Annotated in this window: 20 protein-coding genes; 6 read left to right on the top strand and 14 right to left on the bottom strand. The window is 39.8% G+C overall.

Features of this window, described 5'->3' with window-relative positions; genetic code table 11:
* Positions 1–37: 37 nt before the first annotated feature.
* The 3 genes from manA to ACVRZ8_RS06670 all read right to left on the bottom strand — a co-directional run bounded on the left by manA (position 38) and on the right by ACVRZ8_RS06670 (position 4163).
* Positions 38–988, bottom strand: a complete 951-nt coding sequence (gene manA, locus ACVRZ8_RS06680) for a mannose-6-phosphate isomerase, class I (protein WP_447448572.1) — start codon at positions 986–988, stop codon at positions 38–40.
* Positions 989–1155: 167 nt separating this feature from the next.
* Positions 1156–2046 (bottom strand): fructokinase ScrK, encoded by an 891-nt coding sequence (gene scrK / locus ACVRZ8_RS06675; RefSeq protein WP_447448542.1) that lies wholly within the window; start codon positions 2044–2046, stop codon positions 1156–1158.
* A 161-nt stretch (positions 2047–2207) separates the two neighbouring features.
* Complete coding sequence (locus tag ACVRZ8_RS06670; RefSeq protein WP_447448541.1) at positions 2208–4163, bottom strand: sucrose-specific PTS transporter subunit IIBC; 1956 nt, start codon at positions 4161–4163, stop codon at positions 2208–2210.
* 188 nt (positions 4164–4351) lie between these two features.
* On the opposite strand from ACVRZ8_RS06670, the gene ACVRZ8_RS06665 reads away from it, so the two are divergent.
* The 4 genes from ACVRZ8_RS06665 (at position 4352) to ACVRZ8_RS06650 (ending at position 8884) form a co-directional block, all read left to right on the top strand.
* Positions 4352–5794 carry a sucrose-6-phosphate hydrolase gene (locus ACVRZ8_RS06665; RefSeq protein WP_447448539.1) on the top strand — a complete coding sequence of 481 codons (1443 nt, stop codon included), beginning with the start codon at positions 4352–4354 and terminating at the stop codon, positions 5792–5794.
* 4 nt (positions 5795–5798) lie between these two features.
* Complete coding sequence (locus tag ACVRZ8_RS06660) at positions 5799–6764, top strand: LacI family DNA-binding transcriptional regulator (protein WP_447448538.1); 966 nt, start codon at positions 5799–5801, stop codon at positions 6762–6764.
* A gap of 356 nt (positions 6765–7120) precedes the next feature.
* Positions 7121–7759 carry a TetR/AcrR family transcriptional regulator gene (locus ACVRZ8_RS06655; protein ID WP_447448537.1) on the top strand — a complete coding sequence of 213 codons (639 nt, stop codon included), beginning with the start codon at positions 7121–7123 and terminating at the stop codon, positions 7757–7759.
* 3 nt (positions 7760–7762) lie between these two features.
* Positions 7763–8884 (top strand): Acg family FMN-binding oxidoreductase, encoded by a 1122-nt coding sequence (locus tag ACVRZ8_RS06650; protein WP_447448536.1) that lies wholly within the window; start codon positions 7763–7765, stop codon positions 8882–8884.
* A gap of 49 nt (positions 8885–8933) precedes the next feature.
* On the opposite strand, the gene ACVRZ8_RS06645 is transcribed toward ACVRZ8_RS06650, so the two are convergent.
* The 8 genes from ACVRZ8_RS06645 to uvrA form a co-directional block, all read right to left on the bottom strand.
* Positions 8934–9377, bottom strand: coding sequence for a DUF3021 domain-containing protein (locus tag ACVRZ8_RS06645; RefSeq protein WP_447448535.1), 444 nt, complete (start codon positions 9375–9377; stop codon positions 8934–8936).
* 11 nt (positions 9378–9388) lie between these two features.
* Positions 9389–9823, bottom strand: a complete 435-nt coding sequence (locus tag ACVRZ8_RS06640; RefSeq protein WP_447448534.1) for a LytTR family DNA-binding domain-containing protein — start codon at positions 9821–9823, stop codon at positions 9389–9391.
* Between the two features lie 137 nt (positions 9824–9960).
* On the bottom strand, positions 9961–10395 hold the full coding sequence (gene nusB / locus ACVRZ8_RS06635) for a transcription antitermination factor NusB (RefSeq protein WP_447448533.1): 435 nt from the start codon (positions 10393–10395) through the stop codon (positions 9961–9963).
* Positions 10388–10777, bottom strand: a complete 390-nt coding sequence (locus ACVRZ8_RS06630; protein WP_447448532.1) for an Asp23/Gls24 family envelope stress response protein — start codon at positions 10775–10777, stop codon at positions 10388–10390. Before ACVRZ8_RS06630 ends, nusB begins: the two co-directional genes overlap by 8 nt.
* A 59-nt stretch (positions 10778–10836) precedes the next feature.
* Entirely contained in the window at positions 10837–11397 is a 561-nt protein-coding gene (gene efp / locus ACVRZ8_RS06625) for an elongation factor P (RefSeq protein WP_447448531.1), read from the bottom strand.
* Between the two features lie 187 nt (positions 11398–11584).
* A complete protein-coding gene (locus ACVRZ8_RS06620) occupies positions 11585–12046 on the bottom strand; it encodes a deoxycytidylate deaminase (protein ID WP_447448530.1) in 462 nt (153 codons plus the stop codon).
* Positions 12047–12090: 44 nt separating this feature from the next.
* Positions 12091–13161: a M24 family metallopeptidase gene (locus tag ACVRZ8_RS06615; RefSeq protein WP_447448571.1), complete on the bottom strand. Its 1071-nt coding sequence runs from the start codon at positions 13159–13161 to the stop codon at positions 12091–12093.
* A 135-nt stretch (positions 13162–13296) separates the two neighbouring features.
* Positions 13297–16122: an excinuclease ABC subunit UvrA gene (uvrA, locus tag ACVRZ8_RS06610; RefSeq protein WP_447448529.1), complete on the bottom strand. Its 2826-nt coding sequence runs from the start codon at positions 16120–16122 to the stop codon at positions 13297–13299.
* A 474-nt stretch (positions 16123–16596) separates the two neighbouring features.
* On the opposite strand from uvrA, the gene ACVRZ8_RS06605 reads away from it, so the two are divergent.
* Together ACVRZ8_RS06605 and ACVRZ8_RS06600 are read left to right on the top strand one after the other, a co-directional pair.
* Positions 16597–17541 carry a magnesium transporter CorA family protein gene (locus ACVRZ8_RS06605; RefSeq protein WP_447448528.1) on the top strand — a complete coding sequence of 315 codons (945 nt, stop codon included), beginning with the start codon at positions 16597–16599 and terminating at the stop codon, positions 17539–17541.
* Positions 17542–17848: 307 nt separating this feature from the next.
* Positions 17849–18523: a DUF1129 domain-containing protein gene (locus ACVRZ8_RS06600; protein ID WP_447448527.1), complete on the top strand. Its 675-nt coding sequence runs from the start codon at positions 17849–17851 to the stop codon at positions 18521–18523.
* Positions 18524–18872: 349 nt separating this feature from the next.
* Here ACVRZ8_RS06600 and rpsR read toward each other — a convergent pair whose 3' ends face one another.
* The 3 genes from rpsR to rpsF all read right to left on the bottom strand — a co-directional run bounded on the left by rpsR (position 18873) and on the right by rpsF (position 20108).
* Positions 18873–19112, bottom strand: coding sequence for a 30S ribosomal protein S18 (gene rpsR / locus ACVRZ8_RS06595; protein ID WP_000068665.1), 240 nt, complete (start codon positions 19110–19112; stop codon positions 18873–18875).
* 193 nt (positions 19113–19305) lie between these two features.
* Positions 19306–19806 (bottom strand): single-stranded DNA-binding protein, encoded by a 501-nt coding sequence (locus ACVRZ8_RS06590; protein WP_447448526.1) that lies wholly within the window; start codon positions 19804–19806, stop codon positions 19306–19308.
* Positions 19807–19817: 11 nt separating this feature from the next.
* Positions 19818–20108 carry a 30S ribosomal protein S6 gene (gene rpsF / locus ACVRZ8_RS06585; RefSeq protein ID WP_447448525.1) on the bottom strand — a complete coding sequence of 97 codons (291 nt, stop codon included), beginning with the start codon at positions 20106–20108 and terminating at the stop codon, positions 19818–19820.
* Positions 20109–20409: the final 301 nt, after the last annotated feature.

The following is a 20409-nucleotide window of genomic DNA, read 5'->3' as shown; positions in this document are numbered from 1 at the left end:
TTTCCTTGCTCTTCTCATTTAAAGTTTTTAAGACTTATCACGCCTCATTGGGATAACTGGCAATTATTTCCAGCTGACCATCAATCTCCCAAGTTTTGACATCATTTGGCAAAATAAAGTGATCTCCTTTTCGCAAATAATAAATCCGATGATCAACCATTAAAGTTCCCTTCCCCACTAAAACCGAACAAAGTAAGTAAGGAGCTGACTGCTGCATAGAAACACTGCCTGAAAAGACCCATTTATAAACTGTAAAAAATTCATTTGAAGTTAAGCAAGTGCTCTCAAAGCCCTGTATTTTAACTTGAGTGGGTACACTGTTTCTAGGACGGCCAATATTAAGAACATCTAAAGACTTTTCAATATGAAGTTCTCGCTTAGCTCCGCTATTATCCTTACGATCGAAATCGTAAACACGATAAGTCGTATCACTGGACTGCTGAGTCTCAAGAATAAGAACGCCCTTTCCAATGGCATGCATGGTACCGCTTGGTACATAGAAAAAATCACCTGATTTAACAGGAACACGGGTTAGCAATTTATCCCAGTCACCTGCTGCTATCATAGAGGCTAACTCTTCTCTTGAATGAGCCCTGTGCCCGTAGATAATTTCAGCACCTTCATCAGCTGCAATCACATACCAGCATTCCGTCTTTCCAAGCTCACCTTCATGCTCCATAGCATAATGATCATCAGGATGAACCTGAACAGACAGCCAATCATTAGCATCCAAAATTTTAGTCAGTAAAGGAAAAACCGATCCCTTTGGGTAGCCAAAAAGTTCTGGATAGTCTGCATAAAGCTCCGCCAAATGATAACCGGCATATTGACCGTTTTTCACATACGAAAGACCATTAGGGTGAGCAGAAATCGCCCAGTACTCTCCCGTATGTTCAGATGGAATATCATATCCAAATTCTGTTTTGAGACGGCTGCCGCCCCAAATTTTTTCGTGCATTGATGAATCTAAAAACAAAGGTTCCATAATTATTTCCTCAAAAAGACAGCAGAACGAGAGCAGACTTGGTTAGAACATCGGTCTGGCAGAACTATAATTAGGTTATTTCTATCTTTTAGGCCTCTAACACACTACAGCGTTCTGATTTTTTCAAACAAACAGAGGCTTGAGATTTTGCTCCTAGCCTCGTTTTTATATTATTTTACAAATTGCTCTGCCACTTTTTTGGCCAAGGCAAAATTACCAAGTGTTGCAGATCCATTCTCAGCAACAGCTGGCGTGACAATGTATTCACTAACATCTGGTACTGGCAAATAGTTATTTAAAAGAGCCTTAAATTTCTCACGAACACGGCGAAGCATATGTTCTTGTGCCATCACACCGCCGCCAAAAACAATAACTTCTGGACGATAAAGAACTGTTGCCTGAACAGCTGCTTGAGCTATATAGTATGCTTGAATATCCCAGACGTCCGAATTTTGTTCAATCAATTCGCCGCGGATACCTGTACGAGCCTCTAACGAAGGACCCGCTGCAAGCCCTTCTAAACAGCCATTGTGAAAAGGACAAGTTCCTTGAAATTCATTGGCATAATCACGTGGATGACGCGGAACATAGACATGCCCAGCTTCCGTGTGACCGATTCCCCCAATAAATTCACCGTTTTGAATAGCACCGGCACCAATACCTGTACCGATAGTATAATAAACCAGACTTTTAACACCCTTACGAACAAGTGCTTCGCCAAAAGCTGATGAATTAACATCTGTTGTAAAATAAAACGGCACATTAAATTCTTTGGAAATCAGACCGAGAAGATCCACATTTGACCAGTGTTCTTTAGGTGTCGTTGTGACATATCCATAAGTGTTAGAATTCTGATCAATGTCAATAGGACCAAAGGAACCGATGGCAATTCCTTCTAGTTGGTCTTCATAACGCTTGAAAAAGTCAACCGTTTTGTCAATCGTTTCATAGGGCGTTGTCGTTGGAAATTGGGTCTTTTCTATTACTTGAAAATTTTCATCTCCAACCGCACAAACAAATTTTGTTCCGCCGGCTTCCAAGCTTCCGTAAAGTTTAGCCATGAGCTTAGCTTTCTCCTTTTATTCTCTAAATGATATATCTATTATTATAAAAAAAAGCGGGTTAAAATACAATCTAAACATTATGAAAAAGTGAATTTAACCCAATTAAATCTTAGAAATGAAGATACAAAAAAACCGAAACTCTCGTTTCGGTTAAGCCATTATTTAACATTAATCAAATCATCGCCTGCAGCAACTGTTCCTTTAGCAATTGGATTTACGTCAGTATAGTCAGCTGTGTTAGTCACAATAACCATAGTTGTATCATCCAAGCCTGCTTCTTTAATAACAGATGAGTCAAATGTTCCAAGAACATCACCTTTTTTAACTTTTTGATCTGCATCAACTTTTTGGTCAAAGCCTTTGCCATCAAGTGAAACAGTATCAATACCAATGTGAATTAAGATTTCTGCGCCATCATCAGATTTAAGACCATAGGCATGTCCTGTTGGAAAAGCAATTTGAATAGTTCCGTCAACCGGTGATACTACTTGATTGCTTGAAGGTTTAATAGCTACCCCTTGTCCCATAGCCCCTGATGAGAATACAGGATCGTCAACATTTGCAAGTTCTACAACTTCTCCATCAAGAGGAGCTGCGATAGTTTCTTCTGTAACGGAAGCTGTTTTAGCTTCTGAATCAGTATCTGGTGACACTTTTTCTGCAGCTTTTTCAGCTTCTGCAGCTACGGCTTCTGCGGCAAAAACATCTGCAGCTTTTGATTTACCATAGAAGTAAGTTACAGCAAAGGCAACCACAAATGAGATAACCTCACAGACAACATAAAACGGAATTGAGCTGGCATTGATTGAAAGGAAACCAAGAACTCCGGCTGAACCAAGTGATACAGCGATAATTCTTAGAATACCTGCGATTGCTGCTGCAATTGCTGATCCTACAAGAGCACAGAAGAATGGGAAACGGTATTTAAGGTTAACCCCAAATACAGCTGGTTCTGTAATTCCAAGAAGAGCTGATACACCAGCTGATGAAGACAAACCTTTTGTTTTAGAGTCTTTAGTTAGTGTCCAAACAGCAAATGCTGCCGCAGCTTGTGCCATGTTAGCCATAGAAGCAACAACAAAGATAAAGTCACCACTCCCTGTACCAGCATTATAAGCTGAAATTAACTGTGTTTCAAAGGCTGGGAAGGATTGGTGGAGACCAGTAACTACAATAGGGGTGTAGAAAGCACCGAAGATACCCATACCAACAAAGCCAGTTGTATCATACAGCCAAACTAAACCTTCTGTTAACCATTCTGAAACCTGACCAAACACTGGACCGATAATAGAGAAAGTCAAAAATCCAGTGATGAGCATTGTCAACAGCGGTGTGAAGGTGAAATCAACCGATGAATGAAGGTGTTTGTGGAACCAACGCTCAATAATACACATAAGCCAAACCGCAATTAAAGCTGGGATAACTTGTGAAGTATATTGCTGAGCATGAAGTGTCCAGCCAAAGAAGTTCCAATCAAGAGTAGATCCAGCTGCTTTTACAATTGCTTCATTAAGCTCTTGAGAACTCATCATCAATCCAAGTGCCGCACCAAGAAATTGGTTACCGCCAAAGCGTTTAGCTCCTGAGATACCGATGAGGACTGGCAAATAGATAAATGGAGCATCTGACAAGACTGTCAGCATACTAGACAGGCCTGAGATTTGAGGGAATTGTTCAACCAAAGACTTAGGACCAAATAAATCTTGTGACTTAAGGACATTATTCAAAGCCATCAAGAGACCGCCTGCAACAAGGGCAGGAATGATTGGTACAAAGATATCGGCAAGAACCTTAATAAAGGCCATTACTGGGTTTTGCTTTTTACCGCTTGCAGCAATTTGTTTCAACTCGTCGGTTGAGGTTTCAGTCAAACCTGTTTGATTGCGCAATTCATCATAAACATGGTTAACATCACCTGCACCAATAATAATTTGATATTGACCATCAATTTTAAATGTCCCTTTAACATCAGGGTTTTTATCAAGCGCTGCTTGGTCAACTTTACTATCATCTTTCAAAACAAGACGAAGGCGAGTCGCACAGTGAGCACCTGCGATTAGATTATCCTTCCCGACCGCTTTAATGACGTCGGAAGCCACTTTACTGTAATCCATTAGCAGTAAAATCCTCCTCAAATAATTTTCTGATATGAAACGCTTTCACATTTCTTACAAAATCTATTTTACCATACTTTTAAAATATGTCAATCGTTTTGCAGGTTTTTTTATTTTTGTCATAAAATCGTTGATTTTTAAGAGTAAAACGTTTACTATAATAGTATTAAAAAGATTAGGAGAATAATATGGACCTACCTAAAGAAGTACGCTACCGTCCCTATGCTGACTGGTCAGATACTGAAATAGAAACAATTCAGGAAAATGTTGCTAAATCCCCTTGGCATGCAACTTATCATATTGAACCCAAAACCGGCCTGCTCAATGATCCAAACGGCTTTTCGTATTTTAATGGCAAATTCCAACTCTTTTACCAAAATTGGCCCTTTGGCGCAGCTCATGGGCTTAAACAGTGGGTTCATACAGAATCTACAGACCTTGTCCATTTTTCAGAAACAGGAATTACCCTTGAACCTGACAATGCCAATGACAGTCACGGAGCCTATTCAGGATCTGCTTATCAAATAGGGGATAAGCTCTTTCTCTTTTACACTGGCAATGTCCGTGATGAAAATTGGGTACGTAATCCTTTGCAAATCGGAGCTTGGATGGATAAAAACGGTCACATTGAAAAATTTAAAGAGGTTCTTATCCAGCAGCCTCAAGATGTAACAGAGCACTTCCGTGACCCCCAAATCTTTGAATATCAAAATGATTTTTACGCTATTGTCGGCGCACAAAATCACGAAAAACAAGGCTTTATCAAACTTTATAAAGCTGTTGACAGGGATGTTTACCATTGGAAGTTTGTTGGCGACTTGGAGTTTGGCGGTACTGGCAGCGAATACATGATCGAATGCCCTAACTTAGTTTTCGTTGATGGAAAACCTGTCCTTTTATACAGCCCTCAAGGTTTGGACAAGGTAGAGCTGAGTTATGATAATATCTATCCGAACACTTATAAAATTTACCAAAGCTTCGATGCCGAAAAACCTGCCTTGCTTGATGGCTCGCCAATCTTCAACTTAGACTATGGTTTTGAAGCCTATGCAACACAAGGCTTCAATACACCAGACGGACGGGCTTTAATTGTAAGCTGGATTGGACTTCCAGATGTAGATTACCCAACCGACAAATATGATTATCAAGGTGCTATGAGCCTTGTTAAAGAATTAACCTTAAAAAATGGTAAGCTATACCAGTACCCCGTTGAAGCAATCACCTCCCTTCGCGCCTCAGAGGAAATCTTTGTTCCAAAAGCTACAACCAATAACAGTTATGAACTGGAATTAGCCTTTGAATCTGACACCTTAACGGAACTTGTTCTTTTTGCCGACTCAAGAGGCAGAGGACTTAAAATCACTGTTGATACTCAGACAGGCAAGATTACCCTTGACCGTTCAGCTGCTGGCAAGCAGTATGCACTTGATTTTGGCACCAGCCGTTCTTGTACTATTGACACAGGTGAAATCGTTGAAGCCTCTATTTTTATTGATAAATCTATCTTTGAAATTTTCATCAATAAAGGCGAAAAAGTCTTCACTGGACGTGTTTTTCCTACGGAACAGCAAACAGGTATTCAAATTAATTCTGGAAATCCAAAGGGCTACTATTACAACTTAAACTATTAATAATATGACTGCAAAACTTACTGATGTGGCGGAATTAGCCGGCGTTAGTCCAACAACCGTTTCGCGTGTGATTAACAAAAAAGGCTATCTCTCCCAGAAAACGATTGATAAAGTCCATGATGCCATGAAAGAGCTTAACTACAAGCCTAATAACCTGGCACGCAGCCTGCAGGGAAAATCTGCTCAGCTGATTGGACTCATTTTCCCCAATATTTCAAATATCTTTTATGCTGAACTGATTGAGCATTTGGAAATAGAGCTTTTCCAAAGAGGCTATAAAAGTATCATCTGCAACAGTGAGAATGACCCTGCCAAAGAACAGGACTATTTGGAAATGCTGTCTGCTAACCAAGTTGATGGCATTATTTCCTCAAGTCATAACTTGGGGATTGCAGACTACGAAAAGGTCGAGGCTCCTATCGTTTCTTTCGACCGCAATCTGGCACCAAATGTCCCTATCATCGCTTCGGATAATTTTGAGGGAGGAAAATTGGCTGCGCTGACTCTGCAAAAAGCAGGCTGTCAAAACATCATGATGATTACCGGCCACGATAACTCCGATTCTCCAACAGGACTCCGTCAGCTGGGATTCAATTACCATCTTAACAAGTCTGGGCTTGTTTGCCATGTTCCAAACAATCTGTCTAATATGCGCCGTGAATTAGAAATCAAATCTATTATTGCCAACCATAAACCTGATGGTATCTTCGTCTCTGATGATTTAACCGCTATACTGATAATAAAGGTCGCTCAGCAGATGGGGCTGTCTATTCCCGACGATTTAAAAATTATTGGTTATGACGGGACTAGCTTTGTGGAAAATTTCTATCCGCAATTAGCGACAATTAAGCAGCCGATTGGAGAAATCGCTTGCCTTATTGTTGATATTTTGATGAAAAAAATCAAGGGAGAAAAAACCAGCAAGGATTATATCCTGCCAATATCGCTTATCTCAGGCGGCAGCATTTAAGGAGACTGGGGCAAAAGTACTCATCTCCTTTTGTTTTTGTCGTTTTACTTGTAAGACGCAGTGATTGAGAGAAAGCCTGTTGACTTTAGTCAACTTAGAGTTTTCTCTGCACAATTCATTAGGTGTTTTTTGATACTTACTTCGCAAGTCTTATTTCCCACCTCAAACAATTCTCAATTGTTTGAGCAATAAACCATTGCTGGCGGGATAGCGGCTATCTTAACTAACTGTGCGAGAGCGGGACCGAAATCAAATTCTTTGAATTACTGATTTCGGTTTCGCTCTCTTTTATTGACTTTTTAAAAAGATAACTTATAATTAAACTATCAGTTTAATTATTTCAAAGGAGTAAGACGATGGCCAGACGAAAAAAGGAACCTGCCAGTATACACCGCCAAACTATTGCAGACGCAGCCAGTGAACTTTTTATTAAAAAGGGAGTACCCACAACAACAGTTGATCAAATTGCCAAAGCGGCAGGTTACAGCAAAGCGACCTTGTATGTCTATTTTGAAAATAAAGAGGAGATTTTTTTCTCACTGGTTCACCAACACACAAAGCAGTTATACCAAAAAATTGCAGACATTGCGGCTCAAGAGGCGCAATCACAAGAGGAAAGCTTGGAACACTATTTAAATATCTGCTGGGCTGTTTGGCAACTGTGTCAAGACTACCCTGTTTACTTTGAAGGCCTGATTGGTCATATCAATGTGGATATCACTTCAGAAAAAACACCTCAAGTCTACAAAGATATTTATCAACTGGGTTTAGATATCAACCAGCAACTCAGTATTATCATTTGTCAAGGCGTCACTCTAGGACTGTTAAAATCAGATATCGACATTAATCGGGCAACAATCTTCCTCTGGAGTTCTTTGTCAGGTATTATCCGTATGGCAGTTAACAAACAAGAATACTATCATCTACTTGGTCTGGATAATGAAGCCTTTTTAAAAGAAGAATTTTTGACCTTATTATCTAGCTATCGGAGGTAAAAAATGAGAAAAAGGATGTTAAAACTGGTGTTTTTTGTCAGTTCATTATTAATTGTAGGTGGAAGTACAATTCTTTTTATGCTTGGAAAACCTGCTGAGACAAAAACCAACACCAATCTAAAAGGCGTATCATCAGACATCGAACAAGTCCTTTACTACGCTTCTTTTGCGGCTAATTCTCATAATACGCAGAGCTGGAAAATGACATTAGAACCCAAACAGGAAAAGATGAACATCTTTCTTGATAAAAAACGTACACTAGATGTTGTTGATCCTAACAATCGAGAATTATATATTTCCATCGGCTGCTATATCCAATCCTTAAAGGCATCATTTGCAGCCCACGGCTATCGTGTAAACATCCATAAAATCTCTCCTAACAATGAAAATCATTACCAAGTTGCTTCTGTAAATTACAAAAAAAGTAAAGATAAGCAGACCAACACTAAACAGCTGGCGATCCTTAAAAAACGGCATACTGACAAAAGAAAGTTTGAATCAAAAAAGCTTGATGCGAAAGTCATTTCAAACTTAATCCAGAAATATGACAGTATTTCTTATTACACCAGTGGAAGTCCTGAATTTCATTACCTGCAAAAGGGTTCTTTAGCCGCAGCCAAAGAGCAGTATCAGGATAAGGATTATTTAGCGGAACAAAACAAATGGCTGCGCTTCTCCAATCAAGAAGCTGAACAGAAAAAAGATGGTATTTCTGGAGATATGCTGGGACTTAATCTTTTTGTGAAATCTCTTTATTACCTGACCAGTAACCATCAAAACGCCACTAGCAGCTCTTTTGTCAGACAAAGCATCAAGACTATGACTAATCAGGTTAACAATTGCGGTGGCTTCTTCATTATAACGGGTCAGCAGACCACTTCTGACTGGATTTCCGTAGGTGAACAGACTCAAGCATTTTGGTACGACTGTACTAAAAACAATATCGCTATTCAGCCTATCAGTGCTATGATTGAGGTTAATACGTACAATCAGAATTTACAGAAAGACTTAAATCTATCACAGCCCGTCCAAATGATTCTGCGTGCAGGCTCTGTTAAAAATTACGGTCAAAACACTGGCCTTCGTCGTAATTTGGACGACTATATCACCGTCATAAACAGCTAATAAAAGCCCCCTCAGATTTTGCGTATCGCTTAATACTGAAGAGGTGTTTTTAATGTAATTTGGCATTAATCTGGATAATATCTTTTCTGACACTGAGATAGTTGACAATGAAAACAAGAACATAAACCATACTGATAACAATAAGCATAGCTAAAAAAGAAAACCAAGTCATAGACACCCAATGCAGGTACCAAGCCGCTGCCAGCAAAGGAAAAGCAATTAATATATAATGCAGACAAACAATTAACAGAAAGCCTTGCTTATCTTTAACAGTTTTAAAAAGAAAAGCTGCCAAGCCTTGACCGATTCCCAATAGGGCAAAAACAAACAACTGACTGGCCACGGCCTGCGTCTCCGTTGAAAATTGCTCCGCAAAGCTTGGGATAGCCGTCTTATAAGTCCTATAGGCTAATAATGTTACGAAAAAAGTAATGAAATACCCAATTCCTATACCAATAAAAGCACTGCTTACCATTTTTCTTAAGATGTTCATCACATGACCTCCTATAAATCTAATGCTCTTTTAAACGCTTTAATGCAGCGACGAGAAACAAAACTGCTGCTGCCATTTTTAAAAATTACGCAAATACTTCCTCTCATAGACAAATCCAGCTTTTGAATATAAGAAATGTTAACAATCTCTCCTTGAGAAATTTTAACAAAATTTGAGGGCAGCTGTTCCTCCAGTTGATATAAACGCTGTTTAGCTCTATAGGTTTCCGCTGCTGTCACAAAATAGACCTTTTTATCAGCGGTGTAAAAGCGGATAATACCTTCAAGATTAATAAAATAAGTTTTGTCATTTTTTCTTCCTTGGATATAAACAGTATTATTCTCTATCAAATCAATTACCTTTTGAGTCTTTTGGTCAATATGCGCTGCATAAATTTTTACCAATGTTTCTGTAAACTGCATATTTCTGATAATTTCAAGCTTCATCGGTTTCCTCCTTGCAAACTTAGTATAGCGAATCCTAAGACAGAAAACCAGAATAGTGAGACAATCGGTTTATTTTGCTGGATAAACGGTGACAGCATTGAAAAAGCACCCCTAGGGGTGCTCTTACTATTAAATCATCAATTTTCTTCTGTTATAAAACGGCTGAGAATGCCATTGATAAATTTAGCAGCCTTTTCATCTGAAAATTTCTTTGCTAATTCAATAGTCTCATTGACTGCTACACGAGGAGGAGTTTCTTCATGGAACAAGATTTCATAAAGTCCCAAACGTAGCAAAGTCTTATCTGTAAGGGTCAAACGGGATAAGCTCCAGCCAGCCTTTAGATAGGTTTCAATCTTCTTATCCAGCTCTGCCGATTTTTCAGAAACACCTTGAAGAAGAGCCATAAAAAAGACAGGAAGTTCAAGAACTTCACCCTCTGGTAACTCCTTATCGTAACTGTAAGCGAACTGAGCTTGAGACGCCAGCTCACCGCTAAATTCAAGTGCAAACAAAGCTTGAAAAGCCCGTTCACGTAAATCACGTCGCGAATCTGTAAAACTTTTAGCCATCCAAGAAATCCTCGTCAAACAAAGATTTCAAGTCTGGTTTCGGTGTTTTTTCAGGGACAATAGCCTCTACATGGACATTAACATTTGAAAGAGAGACTTCTGCCATATCATAAACGGCTGCTTTAACAGCTTTTTGAATAGCAACAGAAACCGCTGGAACACTGACCCCATATTGGAGCAAAACATGAATATCGGCATTAACCGTTCCATCTTCTTCAGTTTGCAAATAAACACCGCGACCAAGGGGCGTTTTGCTCAAACTGTCTGCTACTTTTTTGTTTTGAAGAGAGTGGACGCCATCAACTTTAGCTGCTGCAATGCCTGTAATCACTTCAAGAACACGTGGTGAAATAACAATATCACCAATATTTTCTGTCGTCATAACATTTTCCTTTCCATTGGAAATAGTGCATTCACATCAAATACGAAGCACTTTTTAGCTTAGGCACGTGATACGTAAGTACCTTCAGCAGTATTAATGACCAATTTTTGACCGGCTTCAATAAAATCGGGTACGTTAACCACGAGACCTGTTTCAAGTGTAGCAGGCTTACCAGAACCTGTAACAGTTGCTCCCTTAATTGAAGGCTGAGTTTCAGCAACAGTCAATTCAACAGTAGTCGGAACCTGAACACCGATAACTTCTGTTCCGTAGAATTGAATTTTTACATCTGAATTTTCAAGAATATAGAACAATTCTTGTTCAATATTAGCCTTTGGAATTTCATATTGATCGTAAGTTTCAGTATTCATGAAATAAGCAGTATCGTCCATTTGGTAAAGGTATTGTGCCGGCACTGTTTCAATAATCGCTTGCTCAAATTTTTCTTCTGGACGGTAAGTCGTATCAAAAGTTGAACCCGAACGAACATCACGCAGTTTCATGCGCATAACAGTATTGCCTTTACCTGGCTTATGGTGACTGGCTTCGAGAACTTTGATTAATTTTCCGTCTGCTGTTTCAAATGTCATGCCAGCTTTGAGCTTGCTTGCTTCAATCATTATTATTACCTCTTTGCAAAAATTATTATTGCTTCATTTTATCACAAAACAAGGGCTTTCTCAAATATTTTATGGAAAATAGCTGTGCAGATTCCTAAGAGAAGGTCCGTTATTGGATATTACTTTATTTCTTCGTTTCTAACGGTGCTACAGTCAGCTGCCGCAGTTATGTTTTGACTTATTTTCCTTACACCTTTTCAGACATGCCCAGAGTTACTTCAGGCACATCATGCTGGACATACTTGACGCCTTTTTTCTCCATTAATTCGACAGCAAAAGGGTGCGGACGATAATGAGCCTTATAGGTGATTTTCTTGATTCCTGCCTGCAAAAGAGCCTTGGTACAATTGATACAAGGAAAATGCGTCACATAAATCTCTGTATTGTCCGTAGAAATACCTTCTTTAGCACACTGAATCAGCGCATTCATTTCGGCATGAACCGTCCGGATACAATGCCCATCTTCCATGTAATGACCGACCTCATTGCAGTTGTCAGTTGCAGCAACGCCACCATTGTAACCTGTGGCGATAATGCGATTATCCTTGACCAAGACAGCTCCCACAAACGCTCGGTCACAGGTCGAACGCTTGGAAATCAGTTCTGCATTTGCCATAAAATAATCTTGCCAAGAAAGTCTATCTGTCATTTTCTTTCCTTTCTAGCCTTAGCAGCTCTGCTATTGTCAACGGACTAAAGCACAATCAGTTCTTTAGGAGCCAATGTCAGCACCTCACAACCATCTTCAGTCACAAGAAGGTCGTCTTCAATGCGGACGCCATATTTACCATTCAGATAAATACCAGGCTCATCTGTCAGAACCATACCAGATTTAATTTCACCTTCAACATTGCCAAAATAAGGTATTTCATGAATATCCAGACCAATACCATGACCGATACCATGAGTGAAGGCATCCCCATAGCCCGCAGCTGCAATCACATCACGCGGAATCTTATCAAAACTCCTGTAGCTTAGACCCGCCTTAGCCTCAGCAATCAAAGCTTTATTAGCCTTCAAAACAAGATTATAGATTTCACGCTCTTCGTCAGTTATCTGACCAATATGAATAGTCCGTGTCATATCGCTGACATAATGATTATAGTAACAGCCAAAGTCCATGGTCAGAGTTTCACCCTTTTGGATGATTTTCTCACTGGCTACGCCGTGAGGCATAGCAGAGCGGTAACCCGATGCAACAATTGTTTCAAAGGATACACCACTGGCACCGTATTTTCGCATGCGAAAATCTAAGAAATTAGCCACATCCAACTCAGTTGTTTGCCCTGGTTTAATGAAATCAAGTACATCTAGGAAGGCTTTATCCGAAATAGCACAAGCCTGACGTATGGTTTCAACTTCATCAGCATCCTTGATTATACGTAATTCTTCTACAAAATTTGTCAGAGCAAGCAAACGGTACTCTGTAAAAGTTGTCGTTAATTTCTGATAATAAGCATATGAAACTTCACTGTCAAAACCAATTACTGAAAGCTTATCATCTTTGATGATTTTAGCAATTTCTGCCAGTGCTGAACGTGTTTCGATAATATCAAATCCCTGAATTGATTGCTTAGCAATAAGGGTGTAGCGGGCATCCGTTAAAAAGAGACGGCGGCTGCCTGAAATAAAGACTGTTCCTGCCGTCCCCCAAAAACCTGTTAAATAATAAATATTATGCTGACCAGATACCACAATAGCATCCACATCAGAAGTCGCTAATTTAGCTTCAAACTTTTGAATACGCTTCTCAATAAACGACATCATAATCTCCTTTATCACGATAGTTTAGTATTAGTCTATCATCTTTCCAAGTCTTTTGAAAGTTTTATTTCAAAAAAGGATGGGATTCCATTATGATTCGTAGAAATCAATTTTGCCTCCCATCCCATTTTAAATTTAATGCAGCTTATCTTTGAGATATTGTCCCGTAAAGCTACCTGGGACTTGAGCCACTTCTTCTGGTGTCCCCGTTGCAATCACCTGACCGCCGCCAACTCCGCCTTCTGGTCCAAGATCAATGATATGATCTGCTGTTTTAATGACATCTAGATTATGCTCAATGACAAGCACCGTATTGCCATCATCCACGAAACGCTCTAAAACGTTAAGGAGTCTGGCAATATCATCTGTGTGTAGTCCTGTCGTTGGCTCATCAAGAATATAAAAACTCTTACCAGTTGAACGTTTATGCAGTTCAGAAGCCAATTTCATGCGCTGTGCTTCCCCACCTGATAAGGTAGTGGCAGGCTGTCCAAGGGTTACATAGCCTAAGCCGACATCTTTGATGGTCTGTACTTTGCGAGCAATCTTGGGAATCGCTGCAAAGAAGTCAACTGCATCATCCACTGTCATATCAAGAATTTCAGCAATATTTTTGTCTTTATAGTGAACTTCCAAAGTTTCCGAATTGTAACGGGTACCATGACAAACCTCACAAGGCACATAAATATCTGGCAAGAAGTGCATTTCAATTTTGATAATGCCATCACCTGAACAAGCTTCACAGCGTCCGCCTTTGACATTGAAAGAGAAACGCCCTTTCTTATAACCGCGAATTTTAGCTTCATTAGTCTTTGCAAAAAGATCACGAATGTCATCAAAGACACCTGTATAGGTGGCAGGATTTGAGCGCGGTGTCCGTCCAATTGGACTTTGATCAATATCAATCAAACGTTCAATGTGTTCAATTCCAAGAACCTTTTTATGTTTGCCAGGTTTTTCAGAATTACGATTGAGTTTTTGAGCAATGGCTTTCTTTAAAACACCATTGACCAATGTTGATTTTCCAGAACCAGAAACACCTGTCACAGCAATAAATTTCCCAAGTGGAAATTTGACAGTAATATTTTGCAGATTATTTTCAGCAGCACCCTTGATTTCAATGAAGCGGCCATTCCCCTTACGGCGTTCCAAGGGCAGAGAGATTTCTTTTTTGCCTGACAGGTATTGGCCGGTAATGGATTTCTTATTTTTAGCGACTTGTTTAGGAGTACCAGAGGCGACAATTTCGCCGCCAAAAGCTCCCGCTCCAGGTCCAACATCAATCAGCCAATCAGCTTGCCGCATGGTATCTTCATCATGCTCTACCACAATTAGCGTGTTTCCCAAGTCTCGCATCTTTTTCAGACTTGAGATAAGGCGGTCATTGTCTCTTTGATGAAGGCCAATGGAGGGCTCATCCAGTACATAAAGAACACCGCTTAAATTCGATCCGATTTGAGTCGCCAGACGAATCCGCTGACTCTCACCACCAGATAGGGTACCTGCCGTCCGAGATAAGGTCAGATAATTGAGCCCTACATTATTTAAAAAGGTTAGACGATCCGTGATTTCTTTCAGAATTGGGCGGGCTATAATGCCATCATTTTGTCCTAAATTAAGATTAGACACCAATTTCAAATGATCCTCAATGGAAAGATCCGAAATCTGACCAATATTGAGACCATTTTCCCCACCCACGCGCACAGACAATGCAGCATCATTGAGGCGATAACCGTGACAAGTCACACAGGTGAGTTCATTCATATAGCCACGCATAACATTACGGGTGAAATCACTGTTCGTTTCGTGGTAGCGGCGGTCAACATTAGTCACTACTCCTTCAAAAGGAATATCAATATCCCGCACGCCGCCAAAATCATTTTCATAATGAAAATGGAATTCACGCTCACCAGAGCCATAAAGAACCAGATTTTTATCTTTGTCCGGTAAATCTGACCACGGAGTATCCATATCTACGCCAAACTCTGTCATAGCCTGTTCCAACATCTGAGGATAATAGTTGGATGAGATAGGATTCCATGGAGCCAGAGCGCCTTCTCGCAGTGTCTTACTGGTGTCTGGCAAAATCAAATCCAAATCAACTTCCAGTTTGCTCCCCAAACCATCACAAGTAGGACAGGAACCAAAGGGAGCGTTAAACGAAAAGAGGCGTGGCTCAAGCTCAGGTACCGTAAATCCACAGACAGGACAGGAATAATGTTCCGAATAGAGCAATTCATTGCCATCCATGGTGTCAATAATGAGATAGCCGTCCGCCAAGCGCAGTGCAGCCTCCACAGAATCAAAGAGACGGCTGCGAATACCTTCCTTATTAACCAGACGGTCAATAACCACTTCAATGTTGTGCATCTTGCTCTTGGATAATTCAGGAACCTCAGTTACATCATAGATCTCTCCGTCTACACGCACACGTACATAACCATCTTTTTGCACGCGCTCAACTATTCCTTTATGCCGCCCTTTTTTACGGCGGACAATAGGCGCCAGAATTTGCATACGAGTCCGTTCTGGAAGGTCTAGCACCTCATCAACAATCTGCTCCACCGATGAAGCTGAAATAGCACCATGTCCATTGATGCAGTAAGGCACACCAACACGAGCATAGAGCAAACGCAGATAATCATTGATCTCTGTTGCCGTTCCAACCGTTGAACGAGGATTTTTACTAGTAGTCTTTTGGTCAATGGAAATAGCAGGACTGAGACCGTCAATGGAATCCACATCAGGCTTTTCCATATTTCCCAGAAACTGACGAGCATAAGCCGACAGACTTTCCACATAACGGCGCTGACCTTCCGCATAAATGGTATCAAAAGCCAGACTGGACTTCCCTGAACCTGACAAACCTGTCACCACAACCAGCTTATCCCGCGGAATTTCTACATCAATATTTTTCAAATTATGGGCACGCGCCCCATGAATAACTAATTTATCTTGCATAATTATGATACAAAGGGCGTAAAACACAAAGTGAAAATAGGCGGTAAGTCCAAAATCTTTGATTTTGTAGACGCACCCCCGTCAAGACGACTAGGACTTTCAAAAATGACACTAAAGAAAGTCCAGACGTCTACGACGATAGGTGGAAGAGATAAACTGGTTTGACAATTACTCTCTCATCTATCTTTTTCACACAGTGTTTAGCCCGTGTTCTAATCCTTTCTACGGCACAGGAATTATTGGCTTAATCTATGTTTTCCAACTCATATGCATTTCTATTTTAAAGTCTTTTGATTTAGCTTTTCCATTATACCAAAATTTTCTAACAAACTCTTGAGCCAAGAACTATGTTTTATAGTATAATAGTAGAGTATGTCTATTTTGATAATACAGCTTTGCTTTATTATCGGTAGAAAAACCGTCCTAAAGACAGTTTCTGCAGGGACGAGACTAACAACTAAGGAGGATTTTCCATTGAAACAGATGTTTTTATCAACTGGAACAGAGTTCAAAGAAATCGAAACATTCGAGCCAGGCGCTTGGATTCATTTGGTCAATCCTTCCCAGGAAGAAGCCATGAAAGTCGCGGAGCGTTTCAACATTGATATCCAAGATCTCCGCGCTCCTCTTGACGTCGAAGAAACCTCACGTATTGATGTCGAAGATGACTACACTTTGATTTTGGTTGACGTTCCAACTCAGGAAGAACGCAATAACAAATCCTATTATGTGACCATTCCGCTTGGTATCATCGTAACTGATGATGTCGTTATCACGACCTGTTTGGAAGAGATTGCTCTTTTTGATAATTTTCTCAATCACCGTGTTCGTAATTTTTACACTTTCATGAAAACACGTTTTGTCTTTCAGATTCTCTATCGTAATGCACAGCTTTTTCTGACAGCCCTGCGTTCCATTGACCGACAAAGTGATAAACTGGAAGCACAACTGGAAAATGCTACCCGTAATGCACAGCTTATTGACATGATGGAGCTGGAAAAATCTATTGTCTACCTGAAAGCTTCCTTAAAAATGAATGAACGAATTGTCAAAAAACTGACGGGTAATGCTTCCAGCCTTAAAAAATATATTGAAGATGAAGACTTGCTGGATGATACTTTAGTCGAAACTCAGCAGGCCATTGAGATGGCTGGCATCTACGAAAACGTCCTCAATGCTATGGCTGAAACGTCCGCTTCTATCATCGGCAACAATCAGAACACCATCATGAAAACATTGGCATTGATGACCATGGCATTAGATATCCCGACAGTTATTTTTTCGGCCTACGGCATGAACTTTAAAAACAACACCATGCCTTTAAACGGTCTGGATAATGCTTTCTGGCTTATCGTTATGATTGCTGCTATGGGATCCGCCGGAGTTGTAGCTTACTTTATCCGTAAGAAATGGTTTTAACTGAGTAAGTTTGTCGGATGCTTAAAATCGCGTCGTAACTACCAAATGTCGGATGCTAAAGCATCTCGGCAAACTACGGCCATTGCTATTGGCAATGACCTAACTCACTTACTAGCTCTTTTAAGTAAATTATCGTTTGCTTAAAATCGTGTCATAGTTATTAAATGTCAACTGTCAAAGAAGCCAGACACATAGGACAATTTTCATACTGAACCGACTCATTATTTGACTAATGACTAGGTAGCTGCTTTTGCAGACAAACTCTTTCACACCATAAAATATTATTCATAAAACAAAAGGAAAAAACATGAATATCCAAGATTTAACCAAGAAAAACCAAGAATTCATCAATATCGCAACACATCAATTAATGCAGGATGGTAAATCAGATGCTGAAATCAAGACTATCCTTGAGGACATTATTCCAACTCTGATTGAAAATCAAAAGAAGGGAATCACTGGCCGCGGACTTTTAGGTGCTCCAACAACTTGGGCAGCCCAATTTTCACCAGAAAAACATTCAAATCTTGAAAACACCTCAGCCACTGCTAAAAAAACAGCTGAAACAGATAAAACACCCTGGAAAATGTGGTTAGACACATCACTCTTTCTTTTAGCAGTAGTTGCTTTACTCAATGGTTTTCTAGCTTTAACAGGAAATCAAACCACTTACGGTCTGATTTCTTTGCTGATTCTTTCTTTCGTGGGTGGACTTGCTATGTATACTCCCTACCACTTTGTTTATCGTCATGCCAACAAACCTAAAGAAGAGCGTCCAAAATGGTGGAGAAGTACCCTTATTATCGTAGCTTCGATTACTTCTTGGTTTGTTCTTTTCTCACTGACAGCATTTTTACCAACTATTTTAAACCCTCAGCTTCCTGCTATTGCTCTTATTATTATTGGAGTAGCTGCTGCTCTTGTTAAATACTATCTTAAACGTAAGTATAATACCCAAAGTACTTTTGCACCAGCAGTTTAACAACTGATACACAAAACCTTCTCCCTAGGCTAACGCTAGAGAGAAGTTTTTTTATTGTTCAATAAAAGAAATAGGTTTTTGAACATGCGGTTTGCTGGACAGATTTAAGCCTAAAAAATAAAACGCAAGAATTCCAATCAGCAGTAGTTGATTTCTCAAATAATTGATAATGAATTGAGAAGGGAAATAGAGTTTGTTAAGTAAGTATCAAAAATCACTTAATAACTATAAAGAGGGAGGGGTAGGAGTGATACAGCCAGTTGTCTTACTCTCAACCTCTGCGATTCAAACAAAAAGCTCAAGTAAAAAAAGAGCCTGGAACAAATGTCGTTCCAAGCTCTTTCAATTATTAATCTTCATTAACGTAAGGCATAAGTGCCATAACGCGAGCACGTTTGATAGCCGTTGTTACTTTACGTTGGTTCTTAGCTGACGTTCCTGTTACACGGCGTGGAAGAATTTTCCCACGTTCTGACACGAAACGACTAAGTAATTCAGTATCTTTGTAATCAACATATTCAATCTTGTTAGCTGCGATATAGTCAACTTTTTTACGGCGTTTGAATCCGCCACGACGTTGTTGAGCCATGTGTTTTCTCCTTTATAAATATGATGTTAAGGGCGACCAGAAAGTAACTGAATTTGGGAAAACTGACAAGAAATCCTGATTTCTTAGACAGTCTGCACTATAAGCAGTCACATTTGTAATTCAACTAAAATTGAAACAATTGTGCCTCTAAACTCCAGACTTTCTACCCGAACTTAAATTGTCCAACCCTTCCTTAAAATGGAAGATCGTCATCCGAGATATCCATTGGATTTGAATTGCCAAATGGACTCTCATCACGACCAAAGTTAGGTGTTTGCTGTGAAGACTGCGTTTGGTAGGTGCTGCTGTTTGAAGATTCACCAAATGAATTTCCAGTTGCATTGTAGGCACCACCGCTATATCCTTCACGTGTAGCACGGCTTTCCAAGAGCTGGAAATTGTCTGCAACAACTTCTGTTACATAAACACGCTGACCCTGCTGATTCTCGTAATTACGGGTTTGAATGCGTCCTGTAATTCCGATGAGTGCTCCTTTTTTGGCCCAGTTTGACAGATTTTCAGCCTGCTGGCGCCAAATCACACAGTTAATAAAGTCAGCTTCACGTTCACCATTTTGGTTTTTAAAGTTGCGGTTTACTGCAAGAGAAAATGTCGCAACTGCTTGATTTGACGGTGTGTAACGAAGCTCTGCATCACGGGTCATACGACCAACTAGTACTACATTATTAATCATAAACTACCTTCTTATGCGTCAAGTTTGACAATCATGTGACGAAGAATATCTGTGTTGATTTTTGACAGACGGTCAAACTCATTAAGAGCAACCGCATCTGCTGTTTCAACATTAACAATATGGTAAAGTCCTTCATGAAAATCTTGGATTTCATAAGCAAGACGGCGTTTTTCCCAATCTTTTGATTCAACAACAGTTGCACCGTTATCTGTCAAGATTGCATCAAAACGTTCTACCAAAGCGTTTTTAGCTTCTTCTTCAATGTTTGGACGAATAATATAAAGAATTTCGTATTTAGCCATTGATTTTTCCTCCTTTTGGTCTAATGACTCATGGACTCTGCCATGAGTAAGTGAGGTATGCTCACAAAAATTAATTATAACCGATTCCTATAGTAAATGCAAGTAAAATCTTTTAATAGAATTCTTAAAAATCACATAATAGAACAACAGAAATCCGACTTCAAAACTGAAATCGGGGCTCTATAATATCTGTAGTGGGTAAATCTCATTCAGATATTATAGGGCTTTTTGAGTGTATACACAAAAAGTCCCATATGACTTATAATGAAAAGCGACAAAACCATCATTAGAAAGATTCCTA

The sequence above is a fragment of the Streptococcus dentiloxodontae genome (assembly GCF_053206925.1).
The sequence above is the reverse complement of the archived record's forward strand: the minus strand, read 5'-3'. Positions and strand labels throughout refer to the sequence as shown.